This is a genomic window from Phenylobacterium sp., from assembly GCF_028290885.1.
In the GTDB taxonomy this organism is placed as follows: domain Bacteria; phylum Pseudomonadota; class Alphaproteobacteria; order Caulobacterales; family Caulobacteraceae; genus Phenylobacterium.
The window spans coordinates 1-14,869 of sequence record NZ_JAQGIZ010000045.1 but is presented as its reverse complement, the minus strand read 5'-3'; the positions used below and the strand labels follow the sequence as shown (position 1 = coordinate 14,869).

The following is a 14,869-nucleotide window of genomic DNA, read 5'->3' as shown; positions in this document are numbered from 1 at the left end:
TGCAACATAAGAATCGCCTTTTGGCGTCCAGCGCCCTGCTGGCCGCCGCGCTGCTCGGCACGACCGCCGCCCATGCCCAATCGAGCACCGGAACCACCGCTGCGGCGGCCGGAACCATCGAAGAACTGGTAGTCACCGCTGAAAGGCGCAGCCAGAGCCTGCAGGACGTGCCTGTGGCCATTTCGGCGTTCACGTCAGAAAAGCGCGACCTGCTGGGCATCAAGTCCATCCAGGACCTGACCAACTTCACGCCTGGCCTGAACTACACCAGCGCCAACGACCGCCCCTCGCTGCGCGGCATCGGCCGCCTGACCAACGCCCACGCGGTCGCCGTGCCGGTCGCGGTCTACGACGACGGCATCTACACCACCTCGACGACCACCGCGGGCAAGGCGCCGATCTTCACCGACCGGGTGGAAGTGCTGCGCGGACCGCAAGGCACCCTCTACGGCCGCAACTCCATCGGCGGGGCCATCAACGTCATCTCGAAGCGCCCGACGGAAGATCCGTACGCGGAGGTGCGCGCCACCGTCGCCAACTACGGCCGCACCCTCTTCGAAGCCGCGGTCTCCGGCCCGCTGGCCCCCGACCTGCAGTACCGGCTGGGCGGCAGCTGGGAAAAGCAGCGCGACGGCTACTTCAAGAACATCGTCCCGGGCATGCCGTCCGAGGGCAACGTCATCGACCAATACTACTTGGAAGGCCAACTACAGGCGAAGTTCGGCGATCACGCCGATGGCTGGGTGAAGGTCTACGTTCAGGGCTGGAACAACGGTTCCGGCGGCCCCGGCGCCCGGAACGGCTACGTCGCCGGGCCGATCAATTACTCGGAGTTCGCCGCCCAGAACCTCAACGGCGGCTTCGGCTGCGCGCCCGGAGGCGTGGTCGCCAATGTGGTCAACACCAGCCCGTCCGGCTGCACCAACCCGGCGCAGACCGGCGATCACCGCAACTTCGCCACCAACGTCGCCCAGACGGTCTCGCTGGACGAGACCTACGGCCTGTCGGCGAACTACACCTACCACTTCGACGGCTTCGACCTGAAATACATCGGCGGCGGCGGGAACTACCACTACACCCTGGTCTCGGATAACTCGACTAACGGGACCGCCGGCTCGATCGCGTCGTTCCAGGTGCCGCTGCGCACGGCCGCCTCAGGTGCGCCCGCCGCCACCTGCTCGCCGGCGGCTGTCGCCGGCGGCGTCTGCACGCCGCTCACCTTCCAGGCGAAGCAGATCTCGACCTACGCCGAGGACTACCACAACTTCAGCCACGAAATTAACATCGCCTCGAACGGAACCAGCGCGCTCCAGTGGCTGGGCGGCCTCTACTACTATCGTGAGGGCTACAAGCAGCCGGTATTCACTACCGAGCCGAACAACACCGCCCTCGACGGCGCGGTGACGCCCGCGAATGTGGCCGTGAGCGGCATCGTCAGCCGCGACTTCCAGCGCCGCATCTATGACGACCGTCCGCAGTTCGAGGAGGAATCCTACGCCGGCTTCGGCCAGGTCGACTGGAAGTTCACCGACACCCTGAAGCTGACGGTGGGCCTGCGCTACAGCCACGACAAGCTGACCGGTTCGGAATCGGTCCGGTTGCTCTGCTTTGCGACCACGGCCTGCGGCACCACGCCGGAACTGCTCGGCAGCCTGACGCCGCCGGTCGATGTCACTGCGCGTGTCGTCTATCAGGCCGGTGTTCCGGCCGGGGTCGTCAACAACGGCAAGCCGGGCGGAATCACCTTCACCCCCGACGGCTTTGCGACCCGCAACTATGCCGCCAGCTGGTCGGCCACCACCGGCACGGCGGGCCTGCAGTGGGATCCGAATCCGGGGACGATGTTCTATGGCCGCTACAGCCGCGGCTACATGATGGGCGGCTTCAACGCCGGCGTGACCTCGCAGCTGGGCCAGTTCCCACTCACCAACCCCGAGCACATCAACGACTACGAAGTCGGCATGAAGAAGGACTTCTTCAACCGAACGCTGCAGGTCAACGTGGCGATCTTCTACGAAGACCTGCGCGACTTCCAGGCGCCGCTGACCGTGGTGTCTACTAGCGGCCAGCTGGCCACGAGCCAAAGCCAGTACCTCAACATCCCGAAGTCGGTCAGCCAGGGCGTCGAGCTGGAGGCGAACTGGGCGCCGGTCGAGCACCTGAACGTGCTGTTCAACTACTCCTATGACGACGCCCACGTGGTCAGCCTCTCCGGGATCGTCGATCCTTCGGACCCGGAAGCCCTCGCGGCCGGCGCCAAGCCGCTGACCGCCTTGACCGCTTGCGGCGCGGCGGTGGGGGTCTGTGACGTGAACACCGGCCTCAATCAGCGTACTCAGAGCCTGAGCGGCAACAGCCTGCCGCAGAACCCGAAGAACAAAGTGGCCGTCGCCGTCACTTACGCCTTCGAGACCGAGCGCGGCTCCCTGGTCCCGGAAATCTCCTACATCTGGCGGGACAAGCAGTACGGCACGATCTTCGAACGGTCCTACAACGAAGCCCCGTCGTGGGACCAATGGGACGCGCGCATCACCTGGAAGGGCAAGGACAACCGCTACAGCGTGATCGCGTACGTGAAGAACGCCTTCAACACCTTGGGCTATGACGGCGGATCGACGAGTACGCGCTTTGCCGGCGTCTATTCGGCCGCCACGATTGCGGCGGCCGGCCTGCCCCAGGGCACGCCCGCCACGATCCCGGGGACGTTCAACACGGTGCAGTCGAACTCGGCCTTCAACGGGATCAGCACCACCTACAACCTGACCCCGCCCAGGACCTACGGGATCGAGGTCCAGTACCGCTTCTAAGCGATCCGGAAATCCGGTTCGAAGGGCGCGTCCGCGAGGGCGCGCCCTTTGTTTTCGGGAGAGGAGCATTCCGGCTTTTCGAATCTTTCCGCGAAGTAAGATCAAATGCGTTGACGCCTCCTGAGGCCTCCCGCACCGTCGCGTGACAGACAAAGAGCGGGCGCGGACCGCAGACGGTCCGAAAGTCCGACGAGCGCCGCTAGGGCGGCAGGAGGACCCTGGCGTGTCCGCTGAATCCGTAATCCATCCGGCGGCTCGCCGGCTGAGCCTGCCCACCAAGCTGTTCTACGGCTTCGGTTCGGTGGCGTTCGGCGTCAAGGACAACGGTTTTTCGACCTTCCTGCTGATTTTCTACAATCAGGTCGTGGGCCTGCCGTCGGCGATGGTCGGCCTGGCCATCATGGTCGCCCTGGTCGTCGACGCCTTCCTCGATCCGATCACCGGCCAGATCTCCGACAACTGGCGGTCCCGGTGGGGGCGGCGCCACCCCTTCATGTACGCCGCCGCCGGGCCGGTGGCGGTCTCCTACCTCCTGCTCTGGAACCCGCCGCACGGGTGGAGCCACGGGGCGCTGTTCATCTACCTGATCGCCACCGCGATCCTGATCCGCAGCTTCATCACCGCCTACGAAATCCCCTCGACGGCGCTGTCGGCGGAGCTCACGGCGGAATACGACGAGCGCACTAAGTTGCTGAGCTACCGCTTCCTGTTCTCCTGGATCGGCGGCCTGTTCATGTATTTCATGGCGCTCAAGGTCTTCCTGCGGCCCGAGGCCGGCCATGCGGTGGGCCAGCTCAACCCGGCCGGCTATTCCCACTACGGCCTGGCGGCCGCCGGCGTCATGCTGTTCGCGATCCTGACCTCGGCGCTGGGCACCCACAGCCAAATCCCCTACCTGCGCCACCCTCCGCGCCGGGACGTCTCCCTCAAGGTCCTGGTGGCGGAGATGTTCGGCACCCTGGCGAACGCCTCGTTCCTGGCCCTCCTGGGCGGCAGCCTGTTCTTCGCCATGGCGGTCGGCCTCGGGTTCTCGATCGGCCTCTATTTCCAGACCTACTTCTGGGAACTGTCGTCCGCCCAGATCGCGCTGTTCACCTTCTCGAGCCTGAGCGGGGCGGCGCTCGCCTTCGTGATCGCGCCGCTGATCTCCAAGTCGCTCGGCAAGAAGGCCGGCGCCCTCATCCTGATCCCGATCGCGGCGATGGCGGCCATCGCCCCAATCGCCCTGCGGCTCGCGGGGCTGTTGCCGCCCAACGGCTCGCCGGTCATCTTTCCGCTGCTGCTCGTGCTGGGCGTGGTCACGGTCTGCCTGGGGACGTCCGGCGCGATCCTGATGACCTCTATGATCGCTGACGTGGTGGAGGATTCCGAACTGAAGACAGGCCGGCGTTCGGAGGGGCTATTCTTCGCCGCCGCCGCCTTCGTCGCCAAGGCCGTCACCGGCATCGGCATCTTCGCCTCCGGTATGCTGCTGGCGGCGATTCATTTCCCGCAGCACGCCCGCCCGGGTTATGTGGACCCGCAGATTGTCCGCAACCTGGGCTTGGTCTATGCGCCGACGACCGTCCTCCTCTACGGCTTGGCGCTGCTCTGTCTGACCGGGTACCGGATCACGCGCCAAGGCCACGAGGATTCGCTGCGCAAGCTTGCGGCCGCGGCCGAACTCGTCGCCGAGGGCGAGCCCGCCGCGACCCTCTAGTGTCCCGATTCCGAAGTTCGCAAGTGCTTGCGGCTGACTTCGGAATCGATGAGGATACTAGCAAGTATATGTTTCTAGTGTGCTTTTTGGATTTGAAGTTCGCTAGGCGCGTGGCGCGTGAGGCGAACTTCAAATCCAGCACACTAGTTGGGATCGTCCTCGGCGATCCGGTTCAGTTCGTCGATCCGCTGTTCGTAGACATTGGCGACCGCGCGCGGTGAGCGGCGCGCGGCGTCCTCGCGGATGGTCAGCCAGTCGCGCTGCTCCTCGCGCACCTGATCGGGCGAACCGCCGGAGCGCAGGGCTCGGCGGTACGCTCGGTTCAACTCGCGGTCGGCGGCCGAAAGGTCGGGATCGGCGCACACCATCTGCGCCGCGCGGCTCCGCGCGTCATCGCAGGCGGGATCGGTGGCCAGCGCCCGCGGCGCGGGAACCGGCGCCGGCGTCTCGACCTGGGCCAACTCAGGCGCCGAGGTCGGGATCGGCCTGGCCGCACTGCGGGCCAGGTCCGGCGGCAGGACGTCGAGGCGTCCTGCGGACTTCACGGCGGGCAGAGGCGGCGGCCGGTTGACCTCGATGTCCACCTTCGGCGGCGTGGCGTCTTCCGCCGAGCCGGTGACCGCCCGCATGGGGGCGGTGGGGCCCAGATGGATGAGGTCGGGCTTGGCCAGTAAACCCAGGCCCAGGCCCAACGCCACCGCGACCGCCACGCCGCCGGCGGCCGTCAGGGCCCTCGGGATCGGCCGAGCCGGCGCCCGTTGTGCGGGCCGCGGCAGGGGTGGCGCAGCCCCGGAGAAGCCGCGATAGCTGCCGCCGCCCAAAGGCTGCCCAGCCGGCTCCGTGGTCATGGTGAAAAACCTCCTGCAGCGTCCCCTGCGGGCCCTAACCCGCTCGGCGACTCCGCAGTTGCAACGGCGAAGCCGGCTTTCAGTAGCCGTCGCCGTGCGCGTCGTGCGCCTGACCGTTCAGCTCGGCGATGCGGGCCAGGTAGACGTCATGCACCGCCCAGGGGGCCTCGCGGGCCGCCGCCGAGCGTGCGGCGAGCCAGCGCTGCTGCTGTCGCTGTAGCTGGGCGTCGGGCACGCCGGCGGCCCGGGCGCCCTGGTAAGCGCGGGCGAGCTGGCGGTCGGCGGCCCCGAGGCTCGGGTCGGCGCAGACCAGGGCTGCGCCGGCATCGTGGTTGGCGCAGCGCGGCGTAGTCGAGACCTTCATCAGCCCCGAGGCCGGCTGCGGCGCCTGCTGGACCGCACGCGCCCGGTACGACGGCTCGGCGCGGCGCGGCGGCTTGCGGGCCGCGGCCCACGCGACCTTCAGCTCGTGGCGGGCCTTGGACTTGCGGTCGAGCCTGGCCAGCTGCGCCGGCGGCGGCTCCTGCGGCGTGGCCTTGTGATGAGCGGCGCGGGCCAGCGCGTGCATCAGGCCCGCCAGCTGGGTCCGGCTGCGCGCCTCCTGCCGAGCCTGCGCCAGGGCCTCGGTCTTGGCTTCGGCGCGCGCCTCGGCCCGGCCCTTGGCTTCGGCCTTGGCCAGCCGCAGCTGATCCTGCCGCGCGGCCTTGGCCGCCTTGGCGAGCTCGACCTTGTGGGCCGCCGTCCTTGCGGCCTCGGCGCGGGCCAGTTCGGCCTTGTGCGCCTTGGCCGTCTCGGCGCGGGCGAGCTGGGCCTTGTGCGCCGCCGCCTCGGCGCGCGCCAATTCGATGCTGTGCGCCCTTGCGGCCTGCGCGCTGGCAAGCTCCGCCTTGCGCGACGGCTTGGCGGGCGCGGGCTCCATCTTCGCGAAGCGGGTGGGTGGCGCGAGCGGCCTCGCCTTGGCGATCGTCAGCTTGGGCGCGGCGAGGGCCGGCGCGGGCGGCGCCTGCAGCCTGGGCCTCGGAGTTTGCTTGGCCGCAGCGGGCGCCAGGTCCGGCGCCGGCGGGGTCGTCGCCTGCACCCGCATCAGGCCCTGCGGCGGCCGTATCGGCGCCTGCGGCTCGGGCTCCGACGGCGGCTCGGGCCGGACGGCCTGCGCCGGGGCGGCCAGCGTCTTCGACAGCACCTCGATCGGGGCGCCGATTGGCGCCGGGCGGTCGTCGACCACGATCTCGAGCCTGCGGGTCGGCGCGGCCGGCTTCACCGGCGCGACCGGCGCCGCCGCGGCCATGCGCCGCTCGTTCATGGCCGGCCGGGCCCACAGGCCCAGGCCCACCCCCAGCACGCAGGCTCCCGCGACCCCTGCGAACAGGATGTGTCGCGTCGAGGCGCCGCGCCGTCTGGCCGGCTGCGGCATGAACTCGTCGAAATTGTCAGGCGTCATAATAGAGATCCCAGCCCCAAGCGGATCCCTCGATGAACGAAGTGCTGGCCCGCCTGCCGCGCCCACGGCTAAGCTGACGACCCCCACACCGATCTCTCCCGCTACAATATGAGCCTGAACTATGAAGGTTAAGCTAGCGCCAATCCTTGAGACAGATCGCCTCATTCTGCGCGCGCCGGTCGCGGAGGACTTCGAAGCCTGGGCGGCCTTCGCCGCCGACGAGGAGACCATGCGCCACCTCGGCGGGCCACAAGCCCGCTCGGTGGCCTGGCGTGGGATCTGTACCGTGGCCGGGGCCTGGTCGATCCGCGGCTTCTCGATGTTCTCGGTGATCGAGAAGGCGTCCGGGCGCTGGATCGGCCGCCTCGGGCCCTGGCAGCCGGAGGACTGGCCGGGCCGGGAGGTCGGCTGGGGGCTCGCCCGCGAGACCTGGGGCAAGGGCTACGCCACCGAGGGCGCGGCGGCCTGCATGGACTACGTCTTCGACGTACTGGGCTGGAGCGAGGCGATCCACACGATCGAACCCGCCAACACCGCCTCGCAGGCGGTGGCCAAGCGCCTGGGCTCGACCCTGTGGGGCCCGTCGGCCATGCCCCCGCCCTATCAGGACACCTATGTCGAGGCCTGGGGCCAGACCCGCGAGCAGTGGCTGGCGAGGCGGCCAGGGAATCGCACCGCGATTCCCGAAAACAAGAGCTAGGCTAGATCCAGCCGCGCTGGCGCAGCTGCCCCGCATAGGTCCGGCTCACCGGGACCTCGGCCCCGTCCTTCAGCGTCAGGGTGGCCCGCCCGTCGCCGCGCCGCGCGTCGGTGATGGCGTCGCGGGCGATCCACCAGGAGCGGTGCACCTGGGCGCCCTCGATCCCCTCCAGCTCCGCCACCGCGTCGGCCAGCCGCATCAGGATCAGGTCCTGGCCTTTGGAGGTGTGCAGGCGCAGGTAGTGGTCTTCCGCCTCCACCGCCCAGACCTCGGCGCCGCGCAGCTTCAAGGGCAGGCGATCGAGGAACTTCGGCGGCTCGGACGACGCTGGGGTGGCCGCGCCGGTGCGCCGGACGACCAGCACATTGATCGCGATCATCGCGGCCGACACGACGGTGACCTGCGCCGCCAGCTCGACGATGTCCGGCAGCCGGTTGAAGCGGGAGCCCCAGGCCACGCGGGAGGCGAAGGCGACGACGACGGTAAAGGGGATCGACAGCGCCAGGGACGAGGCGGCGACCCGCAGCCACAGCTGCTGCGGCTGACCGACCCGCCCGAAGATCAACCGGGAGACGAAGGCGCCCCACAGCCAGCCCGCGATCATCAGCCCGAACCAGTAGGCGAAGCGCACAGGCGGGGACGCCCGATTCGATCCGAAGGCGCCCGCATAGGCGAGGAAGGTCGCGCCGGTGAGCGCGATGATCAGGCTGCGCAGCCAGCCCCGCAGGTCGTCGTAAGGCCCCCAGCGCAGGATCTTCGGCATCAAAGCCATCAGCGCAGGGCTCCTGCGTCTCGTCTCTCCGCCCGCAGATAGCGGATGTCGCCTGTTTCGCAAACGCCGGTCGCCGGGGCCGCCGTGGGGCCGCCTAGCTTCGGTCATCGTGGCGAGGCATAAGACTGGCCGATTCACCCTAAGGCGCCGCCGCGGCTATGGCCGATCTGATCTTCCACGACCCGACTGGGCGCCGCGCGCGCCGCGTGCGCCTCGTGGGCGGCCTGGTGGCCTCCTTCGTGGCCCTCATGGTCGCGGCCTTCTTCGCCACCCTGGCCTTCGCGCCGCGGCTTCCGGGGCTGACGCTGAAGGACCCGCAGGTGCTCTCGGCCCTGCACCAGGAGACCGCCCACAAGCTGAAGGGCCGGCAGCAGTGGAACCGCATCCCGCATCCGCGCAGCGCCGCCGCCGCGGGCGGGCAGGCGCGTCCCCTGGCGGTGGGCTTCTACGTCTCCTGGGACGAGAGCTCGCGCGAATCCCTGGCCGATCACATCGACCAGCTGGACGTGGTCTCGCCGCAGTGGATCGCCCTCGCCGGCGCGGACGGGACGCTGTCGATCACCTCAGACCCGCAGGCCCGCGCGATCATCGCCTCGGCCAAGCGCCCGCCGTCGATCCTGCCGGGCGTGTTCAACTACAACACCGCCGGCCACGCCTGGAACGGCCCGCAGGCCGACGCGGTGCTGTTCAACCCCGCCGCCCGCGTCGGGCTGATCAACAACCTGGTCGCCCAGGCGCAGAAGCGCGGCTACGCCGGCTACGTCTTCGACTTCGAGGACCTGTCGCCGGCGGGGGCGCGGGCCTATCCGGGCTTCATCGCCCAGGCGCGCGCGGCGCTGAAACCGATCGGCCGCGAAGTCTGGGTCACCACGCCCTTCGCCGACGACGACTTTCCGATCAAGGCCCTGCAGGAGGTCTCCGACGCGGTGGTGCTGATGGCCTACGACCAGCACTGGGGCGGCGGCGAGCCGGGTCCGGCCGCGGCGCAGGACTGGTTCGAGACCACGCTCGCCAAGCGGATGGAGGCGCTGGACCCGGCCAAGACGGTCCTGGCGCTGGGCGCCTACGGCTACGACTGGACGCTGAAGGGCCCGAAGAACCCGGCGTCGGCCGAGACCATCCTGTTCAACGAGGCGACCCAGAAGGCGCACGACGCCGAGGCGCAGGCCGAGATGGACGAGGCCTCGCTCAACCCGACCTTCGGCTACCAGGACGACCTGGGCCGCAAGCACAGCGTCTGGTTCCTCGACGCCTCGACCCTGTTCAACCAGATCAAGGTCGCCGACGGCTTCCGCCCCATGGGCTATGCGCTCTGGCGGATGGGCGGCGAGGACCAGCTCGACTGGAAGGTGCTGCGCCACGACTACGGCCAGGCCAAGCCCGACGGGCTGGAGGTGCTGAAGCCAGGCGTCGACGTCGACTTCGACGGCTCCGGCGAGGTGCTGCGGGTGGAGTCCATCCCGACGCCCGGCCGCCGGTCGCTGGAGATCGATTCCGACACCGGCCTGATTTCCGGCGAGAACTACGAGGTGATGCCCAGCTCCTACGTGATCCAGCGCTACGGCTTCCATCCCGGCTGGGTGGCGCTGACCTTCGACGACGGGCCGGACGGCCGCTGGACGCCGAAGATCCTCGACATCCTGAAGCAGAAGCACGCGCCTGCGACCTTCTTCGTCATCGGCAAGAACATGGCGGCCAAGCCCGGCCTGGTGGCCCGCGAGCTGCGCGAAGGGCACAACGTCGGCAACCACACCTGGACCCACCCGAACATCGGCGAGATCCCCGCCGCCCAGACCGCCGTGGAGCTGTCGGCCACCCAGCGGCTGTTCGAGACCATCACCGGCCGCTCCATGCGCCTGTTCCGGCCGCCCTATTTCGGCGACGCCGAGCCCTCGACCCCGCGCGAGGTCGCGCCGCTGCTGGACGCCCAGCGCCAGGGCTACCTGAGCGTGGGCTTGCGGATCGACACCGACGACTGGAAGAAGCCCGACCCCAGCCACATCATCAACACCGCACTCACCCGCCTCGCCGACCGCGACCAGCGCCCGGGCCAGGTGATCCTGCTGCACGACTCCGGCGGCGACCGCAGCCGCACGGTGGCGGCCCTGCCGGTGCTGATCGACGCCCTGCGGGCCCGCGGCTACAAGCTGGTCACCGTCGGTGACCTGGCCGGCATGACCCCCGCCGAAGTGCTGCCGCCCACCAGCCGCAACTCCTTCGAACTGCTGCTCGACCGCATGGGCTTCGGCTTCTTCCACGGGGTGCAGGTCGCGCTGCAGAGCCTGTTCATCGTCGCCATCGTGCTGGGCGTCGCCCGGCTGCTGCTGCTCGGCGTGCTGGCGCTGATCCACCGCTTCACGATCGTGAAACGGACGCCGCCGCTGCCCGATCCCGAGACCGGACCGCTGATCAGCGTGCTGGTCCCCTGCTTCAACGAGGAGAAGGTGATCGAGTCCTCGGTGCGCCGGGTCCTGGCCTCCAACTGGGCGCGGCTCGAGGTGCTGGTGCTCGACGATGGCTCGCAGGACCACACCGCCGAGGTCGTCCGCCGGGCTTTCGCCGACGAGCCGCGGGTGACGCTGATGGCCTTCGAGAACGGCGGCAAGGCGCGCGCGCTCAACCGGGGCCTGACCAAGGCCGGCGGCGACGTGGTGGTGGCGCTGGACGCCGACACCCTGTTTCCGTCGGACACGCTCGGCAAGCTTGCCCGCTGGTTCGCCGATCCGGCGGTCGGCGCCGTGGCCGGCAATGCGCTGGTCGGCAACCGCCGCAACCTGATCACCCGCTGGCAGGCGCTGGAATATGTCACCGCCCAGAACCTGGAGCGTCGCGCGCGGGCGGCGCTGGGCGCGGTGACCGTGGTGCCGGGCGCTGTGGGGGCGTGGCGGCGTTCCGCGCTGGAAGCCCTCGGCGGCTATCCCGACGACACGCTCGCCGAGGACCAGGACCTGACGATCGCCATGCAGCGGGCCGGGTGGCGGGTGGAGTTCGATCCCGAGGCGCGCGCCTACACCGAGGCGCCGGAGACTGTAGCCGGCCTGCTGAAGCAGCGTTTCCGCTGGTCCTTCGGCACCCTGCAATGCATCTACAAGCACCGCGCGGCGCTGTTCGACGTCAAGCGGCCGGTGCTGGGCTTCGTGGCCCTGCCGCAGATCTGGCTGTTCCAGATCATCTTGACGGCGGTGGCGCCGCTGGTCGACCTGGCCGTCCTCTGGAGCCTGATTTCGGCGGTCTACGCCTGGGCCTTCCACCCGGTGGAGTGGTCGCCCGACGACCTGTCGCGGCCGCTGTTCTTCTGGGCCGCCTTCATCTTCCTCGACCTTTCGGCCGGCGCGGTCGGCATGGCCCTGGAGCGGCGCGCGCCCTGGGCGGACCTGGTGTGGATGCCGATCCAGCGCTTCGGCTACCGCCAGCTGATGTACTATGTGGTGGTCAAGTCGATCGACGCGGCCCTGCATGGCGCGCGGGTCGGCTGGGGCAAGCTCGAACGCCGCGCCACCGCCGCCTTCGAAGGCGCCGGCTAGAGACCCGGGTTTTCCGTCCCTAGCGCGGTTGTCATCCCCTGGAGCGGCGCCTATAACGCCGCCCACTCGCCGCTGAGGCGAGGCGACATTCGCCAGCGCCTGCGAGCCATATGAACATCCACGAGCACCAAGCCAAAGCCGTCCTCTCCGAGTTCGGCGTGGCGGTCCCGCGCGGCTATCCCGCCTTCTCCGTCGAGGAGGCCGTGCAGGCCGCCGAGAAGCTGGGGGGACCGGTCTTCGTGGTGAAGTCGCAGATCCACGCCGGCGGCCGCGGCAAGGGCCGCTTCGAAGGCCTCGGCCCCGACGCCAAGGGCGGGGTTCGCGTCGTCAAGTCGGTGGAGGAGGTCGGGACCAACGCCGCCGAGATGCTGGGCCGGGTGCTGGTCACGCACCAGACGGGGCCCAAGGGCAAGCAGGTCAACCGCCTCTATATCGAGGAAGGCGCGGCCATCGCCCGCGAGCTCTACCTCTCGCTGCTGGTGGACCGCGAAACCAGCCGCGTCTCCGTGGTCGCCTCCACCGAAGGCGGCATGGACATCGAGGAGGTGGCGCACTCCACGCCGGAGAAGATCGCCACCTTCTCCATCGATCCGGCGACCGGGGTCTGGCCGCACCACGGCCTTAGCCTGGCGACCACGCTGGGCCTCAAGGGCGACCTCGCCAAACAGGCGTCGAAGCTGCTCGGCCAGCTCTATGCCGCCTTCGTCGCCAAGGACATGGCGATGCTGGAGGTCAATCCGCTGATCGTCACCGCAGACGACCAGCTGCGCGTCCTCGACGCCAAGGTGTCGTTCGACGACAACGCCCTCTTCCGGCACCCCGAGATCCGGACCTTGCGCGACGAGAGCGAGGAGGACCCCAAGGAGATCGAGGCCTCCAAGCACGACCTCAGCTACATCGCCCTCGACGGGGAGATCGGCTGCATGGTCAACGGCGCAGGCCTGGCCATGGCCACCATGGACATCATCAAGCTCTACGGCGCCGAGCCCGCCAACTTCCTCGACGTGGGCGGCGGGGCGACCCGCGAGAAGGTGACGGCGGCCTTCAAGATCATCATGGCCGACCCCAACGTGAAGGGCATCCTGGTCAATATCTTCGGCGGCATCGCCCGCTGCGACCTGCTGGCCGAAGGCATCGTCGCCGCGGTCAAGGAGGTGGGCCTGGTCGTGCCCCTGGTGGTGCGGCTGGAAGGCACCAACGCCGAGCTCGGCAAGCAGATCATCCGCGATAGCGGCCTCAACGTGATCCCGGCCAACGACCTGGCCGACGGCGCCGAGAAGATCGTGAAAGCCGTGCGAGAGGCCGCCTAAGTCCATGTCCGTCCTGATCAACAAGTCGACCCGCGTCATCTGCCAGGGCATCACCGGCGCGCAGGGCACCTTCCACACCGAGCAGGCGATCGCCTACGGGACCAAGATGGTCGGCGGCGTGACGCCGGGCAAAGGCGGGACCAAGCACCTGGGCCTGCCGGTGTTCGACACGGTGGGCGAAGCGGCGCGCGAGACCGGCGCCGACGCCAGCGTGATCTATGTGCCGCCGCCGTTCGCGGCCGACTCGATCCTGGAAGCCATCGACGCGGAGATCGGCCTGATCGTCTGCATCACCGAGGGCATACCGGTGGCCGACATGGTCAAGGTGAAGCGCGCGCTCAGCGGATCGAAAAGCAGGCTGATCGGGCCCAATTGCCCCGGCGTGCTCACTCCCGATGAGTGCAAAATAGGCATCATGCCGGGAAACATCTTCAAGCGCGGCTCGGTGGGCGTTGTCTCCCGCTCGGGCACCCTTACCTATGAGGCTGTGTTCCAGACCACCCAGGCAGGTCTCGGCCAGAGCACGGCCGTGGGCATCGGCGGCGACCCCGTGAAGGGCACCGAGTTCATCGACGTGCTCGACATGTTCCTCAAGGACCCCGAGACCGAGTCGATCATCATGATCGGCGAGATCGGCGGCTCCGCCGAGGAGGACGCGGCCGAGTTCATTAAAAATTCAGCAACCAAGAAGCCAATGGTCGGCTTCATCGCGGGACGCACCGCGCCGCCTGGGCGGCGCATGGGTCACGCGGGCGCGATCATCTCCGGCGGCAAGGGCGGGGCTGAGGACAAGATCGCTGCGATGGAGGCCGCGGGCATCCGCGTCTCTCCCTCTCCGGCGGCGCTCGGCTCCACCATGGTCGAGGTGCTGAAAGGCGCCTGAAGCAGGCAACTAGTTTTGAGGGCGGTCCGCGCTCGGCTCCTTTTCTCGAGAAGCTCCGCGGCCCAACAGCCCGGGAAGCGGACGACATGGCCGACGACGCAGGTCTGATCAACGAGGTGCTCGCCGAGACCTCCTTCCTCTATGGGGGCAACGCCGCCTTCGTGGAGGACCTCTACGCGCGCTGGGCGAGCGACCCCAATTCTGTGGAGCCCTCCTGGCGGGCCTTCTTCGCCTCCCTGCACGACGCCGCAGGCGACCCTCAGCGCCAGACCGAGCGGCCAGGCTGGACCCAGCCCGCCGCCCCGGCCGCGCGGCCCGACTGGCTCTCCGCCCTCGACGGCCTGTGGCCCGCCGTCCAGGCCAAGGTCGAAACCAAGATCACCGAGCGCCAGCCAGCCGCCACCACCGACCAGGTGCGCGCCGCGACCCTGGATTCCCTGCGCGCCATCATGATGATCCGCGCCTACCGGATGCGCGGCCACCTGAAGGCCAACCTCGATCCGCTGGGCATCGCCACCACGCCCGGCGACGCCTCCGAGCTCGATCCGGCGACCTACGGCTTCTCCGAGGCCGACTTCGACCGAACGATCTTCCTCGACTACGTGCTGGGGCTGGAGACGGCCACCGTCCGCGAGATCCTGGAGATCCTTCGGCGCACCTACTGCGGCAACGTCGGCGTGCAGTACATGCACATCTCGGACCCCAAGGAGAAGGCCTGGCTCCAGGAGCGCATCGAGGGCCGCGACAAGGAGATCGTGTTCACCAAGGAGGGCAAGGTCGCCATCCTGAAGAAGCTGATCGAGACCGAAGGCTTCGAGCGGTTCCTGCACCGCCGCTTCCCCGGCACCAAGCGCTTCGGCCTGGACGGCGGCGAGAGCATGGTCC

At 69.1% G+C, this 14,869-nt stretch carries 9 protein-coding genes and 1 pseudogene; 7 read left to right on the top strand and 3 right to left on the bottom strand.

Annotated features, from left to right (window positions below; all coding sequences use genetic code 11):
• The first annotated feature begins 20 nt into the window (after positions 1–20).
• Complete coding sequence (locus JWP28_RS03825) at positions 21–2,807, top strand: TonB-dependent receptor (RefSeq protein ID WP_299540121.1); 2,787 nt, start codon at positions 21–23, stop codon at positions 2,805–2,807.
• Positions 2,808–3,030: 223 nt separating this feature from the next.
• The gene (locus tag JWP28_RS03820; protein ID WP_299540119.1) at positions 3,031–4,506 is read left to right on the top strand and encodes an MFS transporter; all 1,476 of its coding nucleotides are present in this window, start codon (positions 3,031–3,033) and stop codon (positions 4,504–4,506) included.
• Positions 4,507–4,649: 143 nt separating this feature from the next.
• Here the strand turns inward: JWP28_RS03820 and JWP28_RS03815 are convergent, their stop codons facing one another.
• Positions 4,650–5,354, bottom strand: coding sequence for a lysozyme inhibitor LprI family protein (locus JWP28_RS03815; protein ID WP_299540116.1), 705 nt, complete (start codon positions 5,352–5,354; stop codon positions 4,650–4,652).
• A 79-nt stretch (positions 5,355–5,433) separates the two neighbouring features.
• Positions 5,434–6,795 carry a hypothetical protein gene (locus JWP28_RS03810; RefSeq protein ID WP_299540113.1) on the bottom strand — a complete coding sequence of 454 codons (1,362 nt, stop codon included), beginning with the start codon at positions 6,793–6,795 and terminating at the stop codon, positions 5,434–5,436.
• Between the two features lie 121 nt (positions 6,796–6,916).
• Here JWP28_RS03810 and JWP28_RS03805 point away from each other — a divergent pair, with 121 nt between their 5' ends.
• Positions 6,917–7,495: a GNAT family N-acetyltransferase gene (locus JWP28_RS03805; RefSeq protein WP_299540110.1), complete on the top strand. Its 579-nt coding sequence runs from the start codon at positions 6,917–6,919 to the stop codon at positions 7,493–7,495.
• A 1-nt stretch (position 7,496) separates the two neighbouring features.
• On the opposite strand, the gene JWP28_RS03800 is transcribed toward JWP28_RS03805, so the two are convergent.
• Complete coding sequence (locus JWP28_RS03800) at positions 7,497–8,267, bottom strand: LytTR family DNA-binding domain-containing protein (protein ID WP_299540108.1); 771 nt, start codon at positions 8,265–8,267, stop codon at positions 7,497–7,499.
• A 158-nt stretch (positions 8,268–8,425) separates the two neighbouring features.
• On the opposite strand from JWP28_RS03800, the gene JWP28_RS03795 reads away from it, so the two are divergent.
• The 4 genes and pseudogenes from JWP28_RS03795 to sucA all read left to right on the top strand — a co-directional run.
• Entirely contained in the window at positions 8,426–11,791 is a 3,366-nt protein-coding gene (locus JWP28_RS03795) for a glycosyltransferase (protein WP_299540106.1), read from the top strand.
• Between the two features lie 110 nt (positions 11,792–11,901).
• The gene (gene sucC / locus JWP28_RS03790) at positions 11,902–13,101 is read left to right on the top strand and encodes an ADP-forming succinate--CoA ligase subunit beta (protein ID WP_299540104.1); all 1,200 of its coding nucleotides are present in this window, start codon (positions 11,902–11,904) and stop codon (positions 13,099–13,101) included.
• Between the two features lie 4 nt (positions 13,102–13,105).
• On the top strand, positions 13,106–13,984 hold the full coding sequence (sucD, locus tag JWP28_RS03785; protein ID WP_299540102.1) for a succinate--CoA ligase subunit alpha: 879 nt from the start codon (positions 13,106–13,108) through the stop codon (positions 13,982–13,984).
• An 86-nt stretch (positions 13,985–14,070) separates the two neighbouring features.
• Positions 14,071–14,869, top strand: a pseudogene (gene sucA / locus JWP28_RS03780) (2-oxoglutarate dehydrogenase E1 component); the annotation flags it as partial.